The following is an 18,189-nucleotide window of genomic DNA, read 5'->3' on the forward strand; positions in this document are numbered from 1 at the left end:
ACGTGCCGCCGTCAGACGTTGATGCCGAAGGCCTCGAGCTTGCGGTACAGGCTCGAGCGGGACATGCCCAGATGCTGGGACGCGGCGACCCGGTTGCCGTCGTGGGCACGCAGCGCCTCGACGATCGTGTCGCGTTCGGCTGTCTCCAGCGGGGTGAGGGTGCGCCGCGCCGTCGTCTGGCAGTAGGCGGGCAGGTCGTGCGCCTGGAGCTCGCCGACCGGACGCAGGCGCAGCGCGTGGGCGAGCGCGTCACGCAGCTGGGCGACGTTGCGCGGCCAGGTGTAGCGGGCGACGACGCGCTGGGCGTCGGGGCTGATCCGCACGCCACGGTCAGGGGCGATCTCGCGCAGGACTGATGCCACGATGTGCGGCAGGTCGGCGGTGCGGGTGCGCAGCGGCGGCACGGTGACTGCCGCGTCGAAGTGGCGCAGCAGCGCGTGGAAGGGCAGGTCGGAGTCGAGCGCGGAGTCCGACAGCGTCGCGACGAACCACACGTGGTCGGCTCTCTCCCTGACGGCCGTGAACGCCTGGCCGATGTTCTCGACGGCCGCCGTCCCGGCCTGGTCGATGTTGCGCGCGATGAGCAGCGTCAGCTCCTCGTCCCCGCCGAGCAGCGAGTCGAGGCTCGCCTGGCCGCCGAGCTCGTCGGCGTCGACGCTCACGGCGCGACCCGTGGGGTGGACGTCCTGGAACATCTCGACGACCAGCGAGAACTTGCCGGAGCCCGACTCGCCCAGCACGAGCGTGGGGACGCGGTCGGTGAGCTGCTCGCGCAGCTCGGCGCACGCGCGCTGCCAGGCGGGGCACTGTCCCGTCGCGATCGTGCCGTGCGGCCGGGACAGCCCGCCCGCGAGCTCGGAGGTCTGCGGGGTCGCGACCGCGACCTGCGGCAGCACCCGTTCGGCGAAGTCCGTCGCGTGCGGGCTGCGACGGGTCGCGACCTCGGCGACGACGACGAGCCCGGCGACCTCGGTGTCCGCGACGATCCGGGTGCCGCGCAGGTGGACCCGGCGCCCGTCGGGCAGGGCGACGTCGTCGCTCGCCCGCGAACGGTGTGCCACCAGGAACGCGCTGTGGTCGCGCAGGATCCGCTGCTCGTCGGCGTCGAAGAGCTCCTGGGCGCGCGGGTTCGCCATGAACACGTTGCCCCCGAACGCGAAGACGGCCTGCTGCGCGGACCTCGCGGCGGTCCGCACGAACGTCTCGAAGATCGCCTGCTGGGCCTGGCTGCGGTCCATGAGCAGGTTGCGGCCGATGTCGGCGGCCGCGCTCTTGACCAGCGCATGCATGATCGGCGTCCACGTCTGGGCGAGGCACGTGATGTCGAGGACGCCCTCGACGCGACCGGTGACGGGGTCGATGATCGGTGCGCCCGCGCAGGCGAACGGCTGAAGGTTGTCGGTGAAGTGCTCGGGGCCGACGACGGCCAGGGCACGCCCGGCCTCGAAGACGGTGCCGACGCCGTTGGTCCCCATGGACGACTCGGCGTAGTTGTAGCCGGGAGCGAAGTCGACGCGGTCCAGCAGGCGGCCGACGGCCGCGGAGGAGTCGATGCGCTGCACGATCCGGGCGCGCTGGTCGGTCAGGGCGATGACGAGAGGCACGTCGGCCGCGTCGACCTCGATGCGGTGCAGCACGGGCAGCGCGCACCGCACGAGCAGCGAGGCGGGGTCGACGTCGTCGTAGTCCGTCGAGGGCTGGGTGACGTCGACACCCGCGGACTGGCTGCGTTCCCAGGACGCCGCGACCAGGTCGGGTACCCCTGCGGCGCCCTCGCGCCCGCCGGCGAGGAAGTCGGCGCGCGCCGCGGCGACCCGCAGCAGACGGCTCTCGGGGTTCGGCATCCTTCTCGCCTCCTCTCGGGCGTCGTTGCCCGTCGGGCATCCATCCTCACATCGCCTCCGCGACGCCCGAAAGTCCCGCCGGTGTCCCAACTTGGGACGCCGGGGGGTCTGGGACAGCGGTCAGAGTGGTCCAGGTCACAGTCTGCCGCACTCTGCGCCGCTGTACAGCGGTGCGACCACCTAGGACGGAGGGACCGGATGGACACGCTGATCAACATCGACAACGGGGGCACGCTCACCGACATCTGCGTGTGGGACGGCGAGCAGTTCACGTTCACCAAGACGCTCACCACGCCGCACGACCTGTCGGAGTGCCTGTTCGTCGGGATCGAGAAGGCGTCGGCCGCCCGCTACGGCGCGGCCGACCTGGAGAAGCTGCTGCACGAGGCCCGGCACATCAGGTACTCCACGACGCAGGGCACCAACGCGCTCGTGCAGCGGCGTGGGCCCATGATCGGGATCCTCACCTCGATCCCCGGGCTGCGCGACGCGATGCGCGCCACGGACGCCGAGGCCGACCTGTTCGACGGACTGGTCGCGGACCGCGTCGAGACGATCGACGACGCCGCGGACGCGGCGAGCGTCGAGTACGAGGTGGTCCAGCTCGTCAACCGGCTCACGACACAGGGTGCGGCGCGCGTCGTGGTCGCGTGCGAGACGCCCGAACGCGAGCACCGGCTGCGCGAGGTGCTGCTGCGCAAGTTCCCGCGCCACCTGCTCGGCTCGATCCCGCTCATCTACTCCTGGGACCTGGCGGGCGACCGCACGACGCCGCGGCGCGTGTGGTCGTGCGTCGTCAACGCGTTCCTCCACCCCACGATGGAGCGCTTCCTGTACGGGGCCGAACGGCGGCTCAAGGAGTACCGGGTCGCCAACCCGCTGCTCGTGTACCGCAACGACGGCGCGTCGTCACGTGTCGCGAAGTCGATCGCGCTCAAGACGTACTCGTCGGGGCCGCGCGGCGGACTGGAGGGGACGGCCGCGCTGACGCGCGTCTACGGCCTGACGCACACGCTCATGATGGACATCGGCGGCACGACGACGGACGTCGGCGTCGTCGAGGGCGACCGTGTGGCCGTCGAGCCGCGCGGCACGATCCGTGGCGTGCCCATCTCGTACCCGATGAGCGGCGTTCACTCCAAGGGAGTCGGCGGCTCCTCGGTCATCTCGGTCGTCGACGGCAAGATCGCCGTCGGGCCGCGCTCGGTCGGCGCGGCGCCGGGTCCCGCGTGCTTCGGGTTCGGTGGCAGGGACGCGACGATCACCGACGCCAACCTGCTGCTGGGCGTGCTCGACGCGAACACCTACCTCGACGGCACGTTCGTGCTCGACCCGGAGCGGTCGCGGGCCGTGGTCACCGAGACGGTCGCCGACCCGCTGGGCATCAGCCTCGACGAGGCGCTCGTGCGGATGGAGGCCGCCTACACCGCCGCCGTCGCCGACTCGTTCGCGCACCTGGTGCGCGAGGACTCGACGGTCGCAGCGTTCGGTGGTGCCGGCCCCATGAGCGCCACGGGCGCCGCCCGCCTCGCGGGGGTGCGCCGCGTGCTCATCCCGCGCACGGCGGCCGTGTTCTCGGCCCTCGGCATCTCGTTCTCCGACGTCGGCAAGACGTACGAGGTGCACGTGCCCGAGCCGACGACGGAGGCGACCGCCGCGACGTACGCGTCGCTCGTGGCGCGCGCCGAGCGCGACATGTACCAGGAGGGGTACGAGCTCGCCGAGTGCCGCGCCCGCTGGGAGCTGGTCGTGGAGTCCGAGGACGGCGAGCCGGTGCGGCAGCGCGAGTATGCCGTCGGCGACGCCGTCGACGAACCCGGGTTCGCGCTGTCGCTGCGGCTGACGGTCTCCGCCCCGCTCGGGCAGCCGACCCTCCCGCCCGACTCCGTGCTCGAGGCGACGCCGGCGGCCGTGGCCGGCAAGCGCATGGTGCGCACGTCCGGCGACGTCGTCGACGAGGTCCCCGTGCATGTGCTCGACGACCTGACACCGGGGGCGACCGGCCAGGGCCCGGCACTGATCGAGGGCCCGTTCTTCACCGCCCGCGTGCTGCCGGGCTGGACGTTCCGTGTCACCGCGTCGGGCGACCTGCTGCTCGACGACACCCTCTGACCCGCTCGCCCCTCACCGCCCCGAAGGAGTGCTCCCATGCGAGTCCCGATGACCGAGTACCTCGTGATCGACCTCGACACCGAGCGTTGGGTGTGCCGCGTGTGCGCCCACGACATGGGTTCGGCGCACGACACCTACAAGCGCGGCACGCTCGCCTACGACCGCGACCCGCGCGAGATCCACCAGCCGATCATCGACCCGGAACGGTACGAGTACACGTTCAGCCCCGACCCCGCCTACTGCCGGATCGTCGAGTACTACTGCCCGGGCTGCGGCACGCAGATCGAGGCCGAGTACCTGCCGCCGGGCCACCCGCCGACGATCGACATGCTCATCGACGTCGCCGCGCTGCGCGAGCAGTGGGCCGAGCGCGGCGTCGACGCCGAGGAGGTCCACAACTACGGCCCGGGCGACGACGCGCAGGCGTACACCGCGGCCCTCAAGGCTGCCGGCCAGGTCCGCTGAAACCGCACCCGTAGGAGGGACACGACATGAAACGCATCTCCGTCGACATCGGCGGCACGTTCACCGACTGCTTCTTCGTCTGGGACGACACGTATGTCGAGGCCAAGGCGCTGACCACCCACCACAACCTGGCGCTCGGGTTCAACGAGGCGCTCGACCTGGCGTGCACCCGCGCGGGGCTCGAGCGGCAGGCCGTGCTGTCCGCCGTCGACTCGGTGCGGTACGCGACGACGCTCGGCACCAACGCGCTCATCGAGCGCAAGGGCCCCAAGGTCGCCGCGATCGTCACGCACGGCTTCGAGGACACGATCCCGCTCTCGCGCGGACGCGGCTACGGCGAGGGCCTCGACCACACCATGCAGCAGAACCTTCCGGCCGCCGAGCGCCCCGAGCCGATCGTGCCGCGCTCGATGATCCGGTCGGTGCGTGAGCGCGTGAACTCGGCCGGCAGGATCGTCGCACCGCTCGACCGCGACGACGTGCGGCACGTGGTGCGCGAGCTGGTCGACGCCGGGGCCGAGGCCATCGTCGTCTCCCTCGTCAACGCGACCGAGAACCCGGCCCACGAGCTGGCGATCCAGGAGATCGTCCTCGACGAGTTCCCCCCGCACGAGCTCGGCGCGATCCCCGTGCTGCTGGGCCACCAGGTCTCGGGGCGCAAGGGCGAGTACGTGCGGGCGACGTCGACGATCATCGACGGGTTCCTGCACGAGATCATGTTCCACGCGCTGTCGCAGCTGTCGACCAACCTGCGCGACTCCGGCTACACCAAGCCGATGCTCGTGATCCACAACTCGGGCGGCATGGCGCAGATGAACTCGACGGACGCGCTCCAGACGATCCATTCGGGCCCGATCGCGGGGGTCGGGGCGGCCGAGCACCTGTCGACGGAGACCGGCCTCGGCCACGTCATCTCGACCGACATGGGCGGCACGTCGTTCGACATCGGGCTCGTGCCCGAGGGCGGGGTCAAGCACTACGACTTCCTGCCCACCATCGACCGCTGGCTCGTGTCCGTGCCCATGGTCCACCTGGACACGCTCGGCGCGGGTGGCGGCTCGATCGCCACCTACGACCGCATCCACGACTCGATCAAGATCGGGCCCGAGTCGGCCGGCTCCAACCCGGGCCCGGCGTGCTACGACCGCGGCGGGCTGCGTCCGACGGTCACCGACGCGGACCTGCTGCTCGGCTACCTCGACCCGGGGAACTACGCCAACGGGTTCATCACGCTCAACCCTCGCCGCGCGCGGTTCGCGATCGAGGAGACGCTGTGCGACCCGCTCGACATGGACGTCGTGGACGTGGCGCGCGTCATCAAGGACGGCGTCGACGAGCAGATGGCCATCGGCATCGGCAAGGAGCTGCGCGTGCGCGGCTACCTGCCGGAGGACTTCACCATGCTCGCCTACGGCGGCAACGGGCCGCTGCACGCGTGCGGCATCGCCCGGCACGCCGGGATCAAGCGCGTGCTCGCGCCGCCGTTCTCGTCGGTGTTCTCGGCCTGCGGTGCGGGCAACATGAAGCAGCTGCACTTCCACGAGCGCGGCGTGCACATGACGATGTACAACGCGACCAGCAGGGAGCTGTTCGACGACTACGAGGCCTTCAACGCCGTCGTCGAGGAGCTCGAGGCCCGCGGCCGGGAGGACCTGCTGCGCCAGGGCGTGCGTGCCCAGGACGTGCGGCACCGGCTCGAGCTGGACATGCGCTACGGCAACCAGCTGCTGACGCAGGCCGTCGCGCTCGACGGCATCGACCGCGTCCACGGCGTCGGCGACGTCCTGTCGATCATCCGCACCTTCGGCACCGTCTACAGCCACCGGTTCGGCGCGGAGTCGGCCGCCCCGGAGGCGGGGATCCGCTGCAACACGGTGCGCGTGGCGTCCTACGTCGACGGCGACGTGGTCAAGTTCGCCTCGCTCGAGACGGGCGGCACCCGCACGACGCCGCAGCCCGTCGGCAGCCGTCCGGTGTACTTCATCGGGCACGCGAAGGCTCTCGACACCCCGGTGTACGACCAGACGGCGCTCACCGCGGCCCACGTGATCGCCGGGCCGGCGATCGTCACGACAGAGAACACGACCTTCCTCGTCGAGCCGGGCTGGCGGCTCGAGCCCACCCGTCAGGGCGCGGTGTGGTTCCTGCAGGACTGACCGTCGACAGCAAAGGAGCAACCGACATGACCATCAGCCAGGAACGCCCGGCGCCGCTGCTCAGCGAGCAGGAGCAGGAGTGGGTCGACCAGTTCATGGACGAGACCACGCTGTTCCTCGGGCCGGACCCGCAGATCATGCGCGACCACTCGATCGCGTCCCGTTCGGTGCGTGAGGACGAGGCGATCGCCCAGGGCGTCGACCGCCTCCAGGTCGAGCGCATCCGCAAGCGCATCGCGGGCGCTCTCGACGAGGGCTACGAGATGTGCGAGGCGCAGGGTGCCGCCCCGGGCGCCAAGTGGGGCGACCTGACGACGGCGATCTACACGGCCGCCGGCGACGTGTCGTACCTGTCGTGCCACGGGGTGATCGCGTTCAGCGCGATCCTGCACCACCCGATCCGCTACATCATGAAGTACTGGAAGGACGAGCCGACGGTCGGGGTGTACCCGGGCGACGGGTTCATCCACAACGATGCCCGCTACGGAAACGTCCACAACACCGACCAGTCGATGATCATGCCGATCATGCGCGACGGCGAGATCATCGCGTGGGTCGCCGCGACCATCCACGAGGGCGAGAACGGCGCATGCGAGCCGGGCGGCATGCCGTCCGGCTCGGAGACGCCGTTCGACGACGGGCTGCGCATGAGCCCGTTCAAGATCGTCGAGCGCGGGCACCTGCGGCGCGACCTGCTGACCTTCCTCCAGCACTCGGTGCGCGACCCCAAGCTCCAGCTCGCGGACCTCAAGGTCAAGATCACGGCCGTGCGCAAGATCATGGACCGCATCGACGCCGTCATCGACGAGGTGGGCGTCGACACGTTCATCGCCGCGCTGCGCGTCACGGTCGAGGACGTCGACGCCGAGGTGCGCCGGCGCATCGCCGAGCTGCCCGACGGCACCTACCGCTTCGACCAGTTCATGGACTCGACGCTCAAGGAGAACATCCTCATCAAGTTCGCCTGCAAGATGACGGTCAAGGGCGACACGATGACCGTCGACCTGCGCGGCACCGGCCCCGAGATCCTCAACCGGGCCATCAACTCGCCGCTGTGCTCGGTCAAGTCGATGTTCATGCAGGCCGTGCTCGCGTTCTGGTGGCCCGACCTGCCGCGCTGCACCTCCGCGATGAGCTGCATCGAGATCATCTCCGACGAGGGCACGTGGGCCGACGCGTCGTACGACGCGCCCATGGGCCAGTCGTTGCAGGCCTCGTTCCGCGGGTTCAGCGCGTTCCAGGCGCTCTACAGCCGCGTGTCCTTCTCGACGCCGAACAAGTACAGCAACACCGTCGCGAACTGGTTCAACCAGATCAACACGTTCCTGTGGGGCGGGGTGACCCAGCACGGCGACGCCGTGGGCAACCTGTGCGCCGACCTCAACGGGATGCCCGGCGGGGCCAAGCCGTTCCGCGACGGCGAGGACTCCGTCTCCCCGCTGTTCTGCGCGATGGCCGACACCGCCGAGCAGGAGGTCATGGAGGAGGAGGTGCCCTTCATGCAGCTCGTGTCCAAGCGCCTGGTGCGCGACAACATGGGCTTCGGCAAGTTCACCGGCGGCATGGGCTACGAGATGATCGTCGCCGCCGAGGGCACGCCCGAGTGGGGCTTCATGACGGTGACCTCGGGCTCGAAGTTCTCCTCCGTCTACGGCATGTACGGCGGCTACGGCTGCGGCGCCTACCCGCTGGCCATGGTCAAGGGCGCCAACGTCTACGAGCACATCCGCCGGGACCCGAAGACGTTCGACCTGTCCATCGAGAAGGTCATGAACGAGCGCCCGTTCGAGGACGGCCAGTACACGACGTCCCACATGGGCCTGCAGTACGACCGCGCCAACGACGGCGAGCTGTACATGATCAGCCAGGGCGCCGGCGGAGGGTACGGCGACCCGCTGGAGCGAGCGCCCGAGTCGGTGGTGCGGGACGCCGAGCTGGGCCGCATCAGCCGCAAGGTCGCCGAGGACGTCTTCGCGGTCCGCTACGACCCCGAGACGTACCGCCTGGACGCGGCGGCGACCACCGCGGCCCGTGCCGCCGCCCGGCAGGCGCGCCTGGAGCGCGGCAAGCCGTTCGACCAGTTCGTCGCCGAGTTCGTCACTCCCGAGCCACCCGCGGATCTCCTCTACTACGGGTCGTGGGGCGAGACGGACGAGCTGACCGCGACCGTCTTCGCGATCGACGGACCCGAGCGTGTCACCGCCCCGATCGAGGACCTGCCGATCGTCGTCGTGCCGGACCGGCGCGAGCTGAAGATCGCCAGGCTCGAGGCGCGCGTGCGCGAGCTCGAGGACAGGCACGGCGAGCAGGTCACCCGGCTCACCTGAGGCACCACGGGAGGCCGGGCCGCACGGGCCCGGCCTCCCCGAACGGAAGGGACGACCATGGCAAACCTCTTCGACATCCTGGTGCAGGCACCGCCCAGCGGCCGGCGCCGCGCGCTGCTCATCGACTCGGACGCCTACGCGCGCGCGGTCATCCGCCAGGGTGCGCCGATCCCGTGGGGCGACCTCGCGGCGTTCACGGGCTTCGCCGGCCAGGTGCAGGCGCTGCTGGGCCCCGACGCCGGCTGGGTCGACGTCGCGTCCCTGCACGCCGCGCACCTGGCCCGCCACCCGCAGCTCGTCGCCGCGATGGGCGAGCGCTCACGGCCCGGCTACGCGCTGCGCACCCTCCTCGCGTCGGCCGAGGCGACAGAAGAGGTGCTCTCGCACCTGTCGACGATCGCGCTCCAGACGCAGCGCCCGATCGTGCTCGCGTGCCCGTCGCCGGGCCGCTGGGCCGCGATCGCCGCCGCCGCCGCGGGCACGCCGCTCGACGTGGTCGACGAGGACGCCGCCGACACCGCCTCGGTGTACGTCGCCGAATGGCTCGGCAAGCTCGCCGGTGCGCGCGTGGCACTCGTGCTCTCCGAAGGCGCGGGCGACACCGGCGGCGCCGTCGTCGCACCCGAGTCGCTCGCCTCCTACACGTCGATCGCCAACGTGGCCGCGCACCTGGGCTGGGCGGTCGCGCTGCGCTCCGCCGGCGAGGTCGAGACGCTGGGACCGGCGTCGATCGGCCAGATCCCCTCCGAGTACTGGGCGGGCGGCGACCCGGACATCGACGGCGACGTCCTGCTGGCCACGCTGCCGGCCGACGCCGTGCCCGAGCGCGTGCTCGAACAGCTCGCCCGGCTGAACTGAGGAGACGACGAACATGGACAAGCTGGTCACCGACCCCGCCACGGCGGTCGCGGTCGTCCGCGACGGGATGACCGTCGCCACGGGCGGCTTCGGCGTCTGCGGGATCCCCGCGGTGCTGCTCCAGGCGCTCGCCGATCGTGGCACCGCAGACCTGACGATCGTGTCGAACAACTGCGGCCTGGCGGGGATCGGCAACTCGCTGCTGCTCGAGAACGGCCAGATCCGGCGGCTGATCGCCTCCTACGTGGGTGAGAACCGCGAGCTGGAACGCCAGTACCTCGCCGGGCAGGTCGAGATCGAGCTCAACCCCCAGGGCACCCTCGCCGAGCGGCTGCGCGCCGGCGGCTCGGGCCTGGCGGCGTTCTACACGCGCACCGGCGTCGGCACCGTCGTCGCCGACGGCGGGCTGCCGATCAGGTACGCGCCCGACGGCTCCGTGGCGCTCGCCTCGCAGCCCAAGCCGACCGAGACGTTCGACTGGGACGGCACGCCCACGGTCTTCGTCCGCGAGGAGGCGCTGCGTGCCGACGTCGCTCTCGTACGCGCCTGGAAGGGCGACACCCACGGCAACCTCGTGTTCCGCAAGGCGGCACGCAACTTCAACCCGCTGTGTGCCATGGCCGCACACGTCACGATCGCCGAGGTCGAGGAGGTCGTGCCCGCGGGCACGCTCGACCCCGACGCCGTCCACCTGCCGGGCGCGTACGTGCAGGCGGTGCTACGACTGACGCCCGCCCAGGCGTCCCTCAAGGGGATCGAGAGGCGCACCGTGCGCCCCGCGCCGGACAAGGAGGCCTGAGATGGTGTGGACACGCGAGCAGATGGCGGCCCGCGCAGCCCAGGAGCTGCGCGACGGCGACTACGTGAACCTGGGCATCGGCATCCCGACGCTCGTGCCGGGGCAGATCCCGCCAGGCGTGCAGATCGTGCTCCAGTCGGAGAACGGCATCCTCGGCCTGGGGGAGTACCCGTGGGAGGGCGAGGAGGACGCGGACCTCATCAACGCCGGCAAGGAGACCGTGACGACGACGCGCGGCGCGTGCTTCTTCGACTCGGCGACGAGCTTCGGCATGATCCGGTCGGGCAAGATCGACGCCGCGATCCTCGGCGGCATGCAGGTCAGCGCACGCGGCGACCTGAGCAACTGGGTCGTGCCGGGCAAGCTGGTCAAGGGCATGGGCGGCGCGATGGACCTGGTGCACGGCGCCCGGCGCGTCGTCGTCCTCATGGAGCACACCGCCAAGGACGGAACCCCCAAGATCCTCGCCGAGAACACGCTCCCGCTGACCGGCGCGGGCGTCGTCGACCGCATCATCACCGACCTCGCGGTGCTCGACGTGACCGCCGACGGCCTGGAGCTGGTCGAGCTCGCACCCGGGGTCGGCGCGGACGACGTGGCCGCCCGGACGGGCGCCCCGGTACGCGGCGCCGCCTGACCGCGACGTCCGCACCACCTGCCGGGCGACGGCGGATCGAGTCCCGTCGCCTCGTTGACCAACGGCAGCCCGCACCGGCACGCTGAATCACCGTGAGCGCATGCCCTGGTCTCGACGACGTCGCATGGAAGCCCGTCTCGCCCCGCCTGGTCCGCGGGCGCGTCCTGGCCACGCTGGCCTGGTGCGCGGTCCCGGCCGCCGCCGGGGTGGCGCTCGCGGTGGTGGTCTCGCCGTGGTGGTGGTTCCTGGCGGGTCCGTTCCTCGCCGTCCTCGGGTCGGCGGCGGCCTCGCCCGCGCAGGTCGCCGCCATCGGGTGGGCGGAGCGTGACAGCGACCTGGTGGTCCGCAAGGGCTGGGTCTGGCGTGAGACGAAGGCGCTGCCCTACCACCGGCTCCAGTCCGTCGAGCTGGTCGAGGGCCCGATCGACCGTCGCCTGGGTCTGGCCAGCGTCTCGTTCCGGGCGGCGGCGAGCTCGACGTCGATCCCCGGGCTGCCCACGGCGGAGGCCGAGGCGCTGCGGGACCGGCTGGTGGCTCGCGGCGTGCGGCTGCGGAAGGCGACGTGAGCGTGCCGCCAGGCCCGAAGCACACGTCCGCCGTCACGCCGCCCGAGGAGTCCGTCACGCCCGACGCGCCCGGTGCGGCGCCGTCCGGCATCGCGGCGCCGGCGGAGCCTGCGGTTCCGCCTGCCGACGACCCGAGGTGGCGCCGCACTCACCCGGCGTCCGCCCTGGTGGACAACGCGGGCCGGGTCGGCATCGCGGCCTTCTTCCTGCTGCGGGAGGCGCGTGCGGCGCTGTCCGACGGGGTGAGCCTGGCCGGGCTCCTGTCGGGCGGGTTCTGGCGCTGGGGCGTCGTGGCGGGGGTCGCCGGGGCGGCGATGATGATCGGCGCGGACCTGGTCGCGTGGCGCCATCGGTGGTTCCTGGTGGGCGACGACGCGGTCCATCTCCGCTCGGGCCGGGCGAGGCGCACCGTGCGATCGGTGCGGCTCGACCGCATCCAGTCGGCCGACCTCGTGCGTCCCGTGGCGGCGCGCCTGTTCGGGTTGTGGGGCCTGAGGGCCGAGGTCGCGGACGACGGCGAGCGGGCCGTCGCGCTCACGTACCTGCGGCGCGAGGACGTGTTCGCGGTAAGGGCACGCCTGCTCGGCCAGGCGCAGCGCGACGGGGAGCAGTGCGGTCAGGAGCCGGAGCCGGTCGTCGCCGTCCCGGCGAGCCGCGCGTGGCGCGCGGTGCGCCGGTCGCCCGCCGTGTGGGGTGCGGCCGTCGGCGCGCTGTGGACGCTCGGCGCGGGCGTCGGCGCGTGGGCGGGCGGCGGGTCGGCGGGGGTGGTCGGCACCGTGCTGCTGGCGGGCACCGCGGGGGTCGCGGGGGTGGCGCGTGCCGGCTGGGCCGTCGTGGAACGGTCCGTGCGCTTCCGCGTCGGGTACGACGGGCAGTCGCTGTCCCTGCGGCACGGTGTCGCCGAGACGCACCGCCGCACGCTCGCCCCCGGCGCGTCCAGGCGCTCACGCTGACCCAGCCCCCGTGGTGGCGAGGTCAGGGCTGGTGGTCGGTCAAGGTCAACGTGCCGGGCGTCGACGACGAGGAGGACGACGACGCGCCCTCGCCGTCGGACCTGTGCCCGCTCGCCACGGTGCCCGAGGCGCTGCTGCTGGCCGGGCTCACCCTGCCCGGTGCGGGGCACGACGGGACCGACGCGATCGCGGCCGCGCTGAGCGGCCGCGACCTGGCGGAGTGCGGGTTCCTCGTCGCGCCGCGCCGCGCCCGCGCGCTGGCCCCGGTCGGGTGGCGGCACGCGGGCGTGCGAGTGACGCCCGCGATCGTCGTCGTCCGCTCGGGGCGGTGGCGGCGCCGCGTCACCGTGCTGGGGCACGAGCACCCGCAGGCGGTCACGATCAGGCAGGGCTGGCGGGCGCGACGACGGCGGCTCGCCACGGTGACGTTCGCGCTGCCCGACGGCCCCGGCGGGACGACGCGCGTGAGGCACGTGGACGACGTCGCGGCGTGGGCGCTGTTCAATGCGCAGGCGCGGCGCGCGTGCTGAGCAGGTCGAGCAGCCGCCGCGTCTGGCCGACGTACCCGCCGCCGAACAGCACCGCGTGGGCCGCGACCGGGAACAGGTGGTGGAGCGGCACGCGCTCACGCCAGCCCGGCGCGAGCGTGTGCGCGCCGTCGTAGGCGGCCAGGGTCTCGGCGAGGTGGGGCGCCCCGAACAGCGCGAGCATCGCCAGGTCGCACTCGCGGTGCCCGCCGTGCGCGGCCGGGTCGATGAGCACCGCCTGCGTGCCGCCGCCGGGACGCGGCGCCCACAGCACGTTGCCCGACCACAGGTCGCCGTGCAGGCGGGCGGGGGCGTCGTCGGCGGCCGGGCCGGCGAGCCGGCCGAGGCGTGCTGCGACGGCGTCGAAGGCGGCCTCGTCGGCGCGGTCGAACACGCCGCGCCGGCGGCCCAGCGCGCACACGGGCTCCAGGCGCGCCTCGCAGTAGAACTCCGCCCAGGTGTCCCACGCGCCGCCCGGGACGGGGAGCGGGTCGTCGAGCGGGCCGAAGAACCCCGCGTCCGCGCCCGGGGGCAGCGCCCCCCACGCGGGCGCGCCGGCGTCGTGCATCACCGCCAGGCGGCGCCCGAGGTCTGCCGCGGCCGCGGGCGTGGCCGGGACCTGCGGCACGCGGGCGAGGGTCAGGGACGCCTGCCCGGCGTCGAGCACCTCGACGACGCGCGGCCCTCCGGGCACCGCCAGCCAGCGCAGACCGGCCGCCTCGCTCCGGAAGTACCCGGGCGGGGCGCCGGGGCGGGCCTTGACGAACGTCTCCATGGCGGCCTCACGGTAGCCGCCGCCCGGCGGGGGTGCCTGGCGGGAGTGCCCAGCGGGGGCTTGATCGGCCGCCGGGGTTGGGCCCTACGATCGGCGCCATGTCCCTCGACCTGGCCCGCACCCATCTCGCCCGCTTCGGGCTGGACGACCGGATCATCGTCACCGACGCGTCGTCCGCCACGGTCGACCTGGCGGCGGCGGCGCTCGGCGTCGAGCCCGCCCGCATCGCCAAGACGCTGAGCTTCCGCGGCCCCGAGCCGGGCACCGCCATCCTCGTGGTCCTCGCCGGTGACGCCCGCACGCACAACGCCGCGTTCAAGGCGGCGTTCGGGGTCAAGGCCCGCATGCTCGGCGGCGACGAGGTCGAGCAGCTCACGGGCCACGCACCCGGCGGCGTGTGCCCGTTCGGCAACCCGCCCGCCGCGACCGTGTACCTCGACGAGTCGCTGCGCCGGTTCGAGACGGTGTTCCCGGCGTGCGGCACTGCCACCTCCGCCGTCGAGCTCACGCCCGAGGAGCTCGCCGAGGTCACCGGGCACCACGGCTGGGTCGCCGTCGGCCAGGTGCCGCAGCCCGCGCCCGAGGCGTGAGGGGGGCCCGCTCAGGGGCCGTTCAGGGTCTGTCTCCAGGGCCTCCCCGATAGCGCCGCCGCCCGGCGCGGGAGAGTCTCGTGGCTGGTGGGCGCGCGCCCGCCCCGCGGCGCGCGGCGGTGCGCCGCCGGAACGTGAAGGAGCCCGCATGACGAACGACGACGGCCTGATCGCGACCGCGCGAGGTCTGGTGAAGACGTACGGGACGGGGGAGACGGCCGTGCGCGCGCTCGACGGGGTGGACGTGGACTTCCGCCGTGGCGAGCTCACCGCGATCATGGGCCCCTCCGGCTCGGGCAAGTCGACCCTCATGCACTGCATGGCCGGCCTGGACCGCCCGAGCGCGGGCGACGTCGTCGTCGACGGCGAGCGCGTCAGCTCCATGAACGAGCGCGGGCTGACGAAGCTGCGCCGCACCCGGCTCGGGTTCGTGTTCCAGGCGTTCAACCTGGTGCCGACCCTCACCGCCCTGGAGAACATCACGCTGCCCCTCGACATCGCGCGCCGCCGGGTGGACCACGCGCACCTCGACGCCGTCATCGAGGCCGTGGGCCTGGCCGACCGGCTCGGCCACAAGCCGTCGCAGCTCTCGGGCGGCCAGCAGCAGCGGGTGGCGTGCGCCCGCGCCCTCGTGGCGCGCCCCGCCGTCGTGTTCGCCGACGAGCCCACGGGCAACCTCGACTCGACCTCGTCGGCCGAGGTGCTCGGGTTCCTGCGCCGCAGCGTCGACGGCCTGGGCCAGTCGGTCGTCATGGTCACGCACGACCCGACGGCGGCGTCCTACGCCCACCGCGTGCTGTTCCTGGCCGACGGGCGGCTCGTGGGCGAGACCGTCGACCCGACCCCGCAGTCCGTGCTCGACGCCCTGGGTGCGCTGCGCGCGACGGGTGCGGCGTCCGTCGCCGTGAGCGGGGCGAGCGCCTGATGCTGCGCATCGCGCTGCGCGGCATCAGCGCGCACCTGGTCCGCTTCCTGATGTCCCTGCTTGCGGTCGCGCTGGGCGTCGCCTTCATGGCCGGAACCCTGTCCCTGCGCACGATGCTGTCGACGACGTTCGACGGCATCGTCGAGGCTGGCGCCAACGCGGACGCGTTCGTGCGCGGCTCGCAGGAGGCCGCCTCGGCCAACCCGATGGACTTCGCCGGGTCGAGCCGCAACACCGTCGACACCTCCCTGGTGAGCCGGATCGACGCCGTCGACGGCGTCCGGGTGGCGATCCCCGAGCTGTCGGCCCCGGTCGTGCTGGTCGGCAAGGACGGCACCGCCGTGCAGTCCACGCAGGCGCCCAGCTTCGCGACCGGCATCGGCCCCGACGACCCGACGGCCACCCTGCTGGCCGGGCACGCGCCGCGCGGACCGGACGAGATCGCGCTCGAGGAGGCGACCCTGGAGGCGTCGGGGCTCGCCGTCGGCGACACCACCCGGCTCGTCGTGGACGGCGAGGTCCGCACCGTCACCGTCGTGGGCGAGATGTCTCTCGGCGGGCCCATGGCCGGGGCGACCATCGTGCTCATCGACCGTGCCGTGGCCGCCGCCCAGTTCGCCCCCGACGGGCGCGTGCCGACCATCGCGGTCTACGCCGACCCGGGCGTCAGCGAGCAGGAGCTGGTCGAGCGCGTCGCCCCCGTGCTCGAGGGCGCGCCCACGCCCAGCGAGGTCGTGCGCGGGCAGCAGTTGCGCGACGAGACCCGTGCCGACATCGACGAGATGCTCGGGTTCATGACGACGTTCCTCGTCGTCTTCGCCGCCATCGCCCTGTTCGTGGGCGGGTTCATCATCGCCAACACCTTCTCGATGGCGGTGCGCCAGCGCGTGCGCGAGTTCGCGCTCCTGCGCGCCGTGGGCGCCTCGCCGCGGCAGGTGTTCGCCTCGATCGTGCTGCAGGCCGCCGTGGTGGGCCTGCTCGGCTCGGCGATCGGCGTGCTGGCCGGGTTCGGGCTGGTCGAGCTCGCGCGCGCCGGCCTGGAGGCCGTCGGCATGGACCTCGCGGGCGAGGTCCCCGTGACCGTCACGACCGTCGTGGTGTGCGTCGTCATCGGCGTCGTCGTCTCGGTCGTCGCGGCGGCGCTGCCCGCGCGCCGCGCCGCCGTCGTGCCGCCCGTGGAGGCCATGCGTGACGAGGTCTCCACGAGCGACCGCACCTCACGGTGGCGCGTCGTGGTCGGCCTGGTGCTCGCGGTGGGCGGCGCGGCCCTCGTCGTCGGGGCGGGCGTGCGTCCCGACGCCGACGGCGCGGGCCCCGCGCTGGGCGTGGGCGCCGCCGGGGTGCTGTTCGGGGCGCTCGCCCTCGGGCCCTGGCTGGCCCGCGTCGTCGTGGGCGCGCTGGGCGCCCCGGTGGCCGCGCTCGCCCGCCCGGTGGGTGGCCTGGCGCGCGGCAACGCCACCCGCAACCCCAAGCGCACGGCCGCCACCGCGGGCGCGCTCATGATCGGCATGGCCCTGGTGGGCGCCGCGTCGGTGCTGGCCGCGAGCGCCAACGCCTCCGTCGCGTCGGCCGTCGAGGCGGAGGCGCACGCGGACCTGGTGCTGCGTGGCCCGAACATGGGCACCATCCCGGCGGGGGCGCTGGCGGACGTGGCGGCGCTCGACGCCGTCGGGCGCGTGGACCCGGACTGGTGGTCGGGGGTGCTGGTCACGTCGGGCGAGCAGACGCCGTCGGCGGCGGACATGGCCCTGGTCATGGGGCTGGAGCCGGGGGTGCTCGGGGGACGTTGCGGCCCGAGGTGATCGAGGGTCAGGCGTCGGCGGTGGATCGCGGGCAGGCCCTGGTGGCCAAGTCGGCGGCTCGTGACGGCGGCTGGGCCGTGGGCGACACGCTGACGCTGACGGCCGACGGCGTGGCGCGCCCGGTGGTCGTGGGCGGGGTCTTCGACTCGTCGGCGATCGGCGCGTCGGTGATCGTGGGGCGCGACCTGCTCGACGCGCTGGTGCCGCCCGAGCGTCAGGTCGCGGACGCGGCGTTCGTGGTGGCCGCGCCGGGGGTGGACGCGGAGGCGCTGCGTGCCGAGGTGACCGCGGCGGTGCGCCCGTACGTGGTGGTCTCGGTCATGGACTCGGACGAGTTCGTCTCCAGCCTGGCGGCGCAGATCGACCAGATGCTGGCCGTGTTGTACGCGCTGCTGGGGCTGTCGATCGTCATCGCGGTGCTGGGCATCGTGAACACGCTGGCGATGTCGGTCATCGAGCGCACGCGCGAGATCGGGCTGCTGCGGGCGGTGGGCCTGGGGCGTCTGCAGCTCGCGGGGACGGTGACCATCGAGTCGGTGCTGACGGCGGTGTTCGGGACGGTGCTGGGGCTGGGCATCGGGGTGGGCATCGCGTCGGTGTTCCCGCGCGTCCTGGCCGACCAGGGCTTGAGCACGCTCGTGGTGCCGTGGGGGAGCCTGGGCGCGATGGTGGCGCTGGCGGTCGTCGTCGGCGCGGTGGCCGCGGTGTGGCCGGCGGCGCGGGCGGCGCGGCTGCGGGTGCTGGACGCGATCAGCTACGAGTGAGGGGCGGTGTGAGCAACGGCTCAGGGCGGTGACCGCCGTGGGCGGGGCGGGTGTGCCGGGACGCTCGTACGGTCGCGGTATCTGCCGTC

16 protein-coding genes are annotated in these 18,189 nt (G+C 73.2%); 14 read left to right on the forward strand and 2 right to left on the reverse strand.

All coding sequences use genetic code 11. The annotated features are described in order from the left end of the window. Window positions 1–11 precede the first annotated feature (11 nt). Window positions 12–1,844, reverse strand: coding sequence for a sigma-54-dependent Fis family transcriptional regulator (locus ET495_RS04260; protein WP_129202875.1), 1,833 nt, complete (start codon window positions 1,842–1,844; stop codon window positions 12–14). Window positions 1,845–2,042: 198 nt separating this feature from the next. On the opposite strand from ET495_RS04260, the gene ET495_RS04265 reads away from it, so the two are divergent. The 10 genes from ET495_RS04265 (at window position 2,043) to ET495_RS17540 (ending at window position 13,247) form a co-directional block, all read left to right on the forward strand. Further along, window positions 2,043–3,956: a hydantoinase/oxoprolinase family protein gene (locus ET495_RS04265; RefSeq protein WP_129202877.1), complete on the forward strand. Its 1,914-nt coding sequence runs from the start codon at window positions 2,043–2,045 to the stop codon at window positions 3,954–3,956. 36 nt (window positions 3,957–3,992) lie between these two features. After that, on the forward strand, window positions 3,993–4,421 hold the full coding sequence (locus tag ET495_RS04270; protein ID WP_129202879.1) for an acetone carboxylase subunit gamma: 429 nt from the start codon (window positions 3,993–3,995) through the stop codon (window positions 4,419–4,421). A gap of 26 nt (window positions 4,422–4,447) precedes the next feature. After that, the gene (locus ET495_RS04275) at window positions 4,448–6,577 is read left to right on the forward strand and encodes a hydantoinase/oxoprolinase family protein (protein WP_129202881.1); all 2,130 of its coding nucleotides are present in this window, start codon (window positions 4,448–4,450) and stop codon (window positions 6,575–6,577) included. 26 nt (window positions 6,578–6,603) lie between these two features. After that, entirely contained in the window at window positions 6,604–8,904 is a 2,301-nt protein-coding gene (locus ET495_RS04280; RefSeq protein WP_129202883.1) for a hydantoinase B/oxoprolinase family protein, read from the forward strand. Between the two features lie 57 nt (window positions 8,905–8,961). Beyond that, the gene (locus ET495_RS04285; protein ID WP_129202885.1) at window positions 8,962–9,762 is read left to right on the forward strand and encodes a hypothetical protein; all 801 of its coding nucleotides are present in this window, start codon (window positions 8,962–8,964) and stop codon (window positions 9,760–9,762) included. Between the two features lie 13 nt (window positions 9,763–9,775). Further along, window positions 9,776–10,561: a CoA transferase subunit A gene (locus ET495_RS04290; protein ID WP_129202887.1), complete on the forward strand. Its 786-nt coding sequence runs from the start codon at window positions 9,776–9,778 to the stop codon at window positions 10,559–10,561. 1 nt (window position 10,562) lies between these two features. Continuing rightward, the gene (locus ET495_RS04295) at window positions 10,563–11,198 is read left to right on the forward strand and encodes a 3-oxoacid CoA-transferase subunit B (protein WP_129202889.1); all 636 of its coding nucleotides are present in this window, start codon (window positions 10,563–10,565) and stop codon (window positions 11,196–11,198) included. Between the two features lie 92 nt (window positions 11,199–11,290). Continuing rightward, window positions 11,291–11,764: a PH domain-containing protein gene (locus ET495_RS04300; protein WP_245993303.1), complete on the forward strand. Its 474-nt coding sequence runs from the start codon at window positions 11,291–11,293 to the stop codon at window positions 11,762–11,764. Beyond that, entirely contained in the window at window positions 11,761–12,717 is a 957-nt protein-coding gene (locus tag ET495_RS04305; RefSeq protein ID WP_129202893.1) for a PH domain-containing protein, read from the forward strand. The genes ET495_RS04300 and ET495_RS04305 overlap by 4 nt, the downstream gene beginning before the upstream one ends. A gap of 50 nt (window positions 12,718–12,767) precedes the next feature. Further along, complete coding sequence (locus ET495_RS17540) at window positions 12,768–13,247, forward strand: PH domain-containing protein (RefSeq protein ID WP_162616364.1); 480 nt, start codon at window positions 12,768–12,770, stop codon at window positions 13,245–13,247. Here the strand turns inward: ET495_RS17540 and ET495_RS04315 are convergent. Then, on the reverse strand, window positions 13,219–14,019 hold the full coding sequence (locus ET495_RS04315; protein WP_129202897.1) for a fructosamine kinase family protein: 801 nt from the start codon (window positions 14,017–14,019) through the stop codon (window positions 13,219–13,221). The genes ET495_RS17540 and ET495_RS04315 overlap by 29 nt on opposite strands. Window positions 14,020–14,117: 98 nt before the next feature. Between ET495_RS04315 and ET495_RS04320 the strand changes: the two genes are divergently transcribed. The 4 genes from ET495_RS04320 to ET495_RS18455 all read left to right on the forward strand — a co-directional run bounded on the left by ET495_RS04320 (window position 14,118) and on the right by ET495_RS18455 (window position 18,100). Beyond that, window positions 14,118–14,609 carry a YbaK/EbsC family protein gene (locus ET495_RS04320; RefSeq protein ID WP_129202899.1) on the forward strand — a complete coding sequence of 164 codons (492 nt, stop codon included), beginning with the start codon at window positions 14,118–14,120 and terminating at the stop codon, window positions 14,607–14,609. Between the two features lie 148 nt (window positions 14,610–14,757). Then, entirely contained in the window at window positions 14,758–15,534 is a 777-nt protein-coding gene (locus ET495_RS04325) for an ABC transporter ATP-binding protein (protein ID WP_129202901.1), read from the forward strand. Beyond that, a complete protein-coding gene (locus ET495_RS04330; protein WP_245993304.1) occupies window positions 15,534–17,336 on the forward strand; it encodes an FtsX-like permease family protein in 1,803 nt (600 codons plus the stop codon). Before ET495_RS04325 ends, ET495_RS04330 begins: the two co-directional genes overlap by 1 nt. A 20-nt stretch (window positions 17,337–17,356) precedes the next feature. Then, window positions 17,357–18,100, forward strand: a complete 744-nt coding sequence (locus ET495_RS18455) for an ABC transporter permease (protein ID WP_245993305.1) — start codon at window positions 17,357–17,359, stop codon at window positions 18,098–18,100. Window positions 18,101–18,189: the final 89 nt, after the last annotated feature.

This window comes from Xylanimonas allomyrinae (assembly GCF_004135345.1).
GTDB classification, from domain to species: domain Bacteria; phylum Actinomycetota; class Actinomycetes; order Actinomycetales; family Cellulomonadaceae; genus Xylanimonas; species Xylanimonas allomyrinae.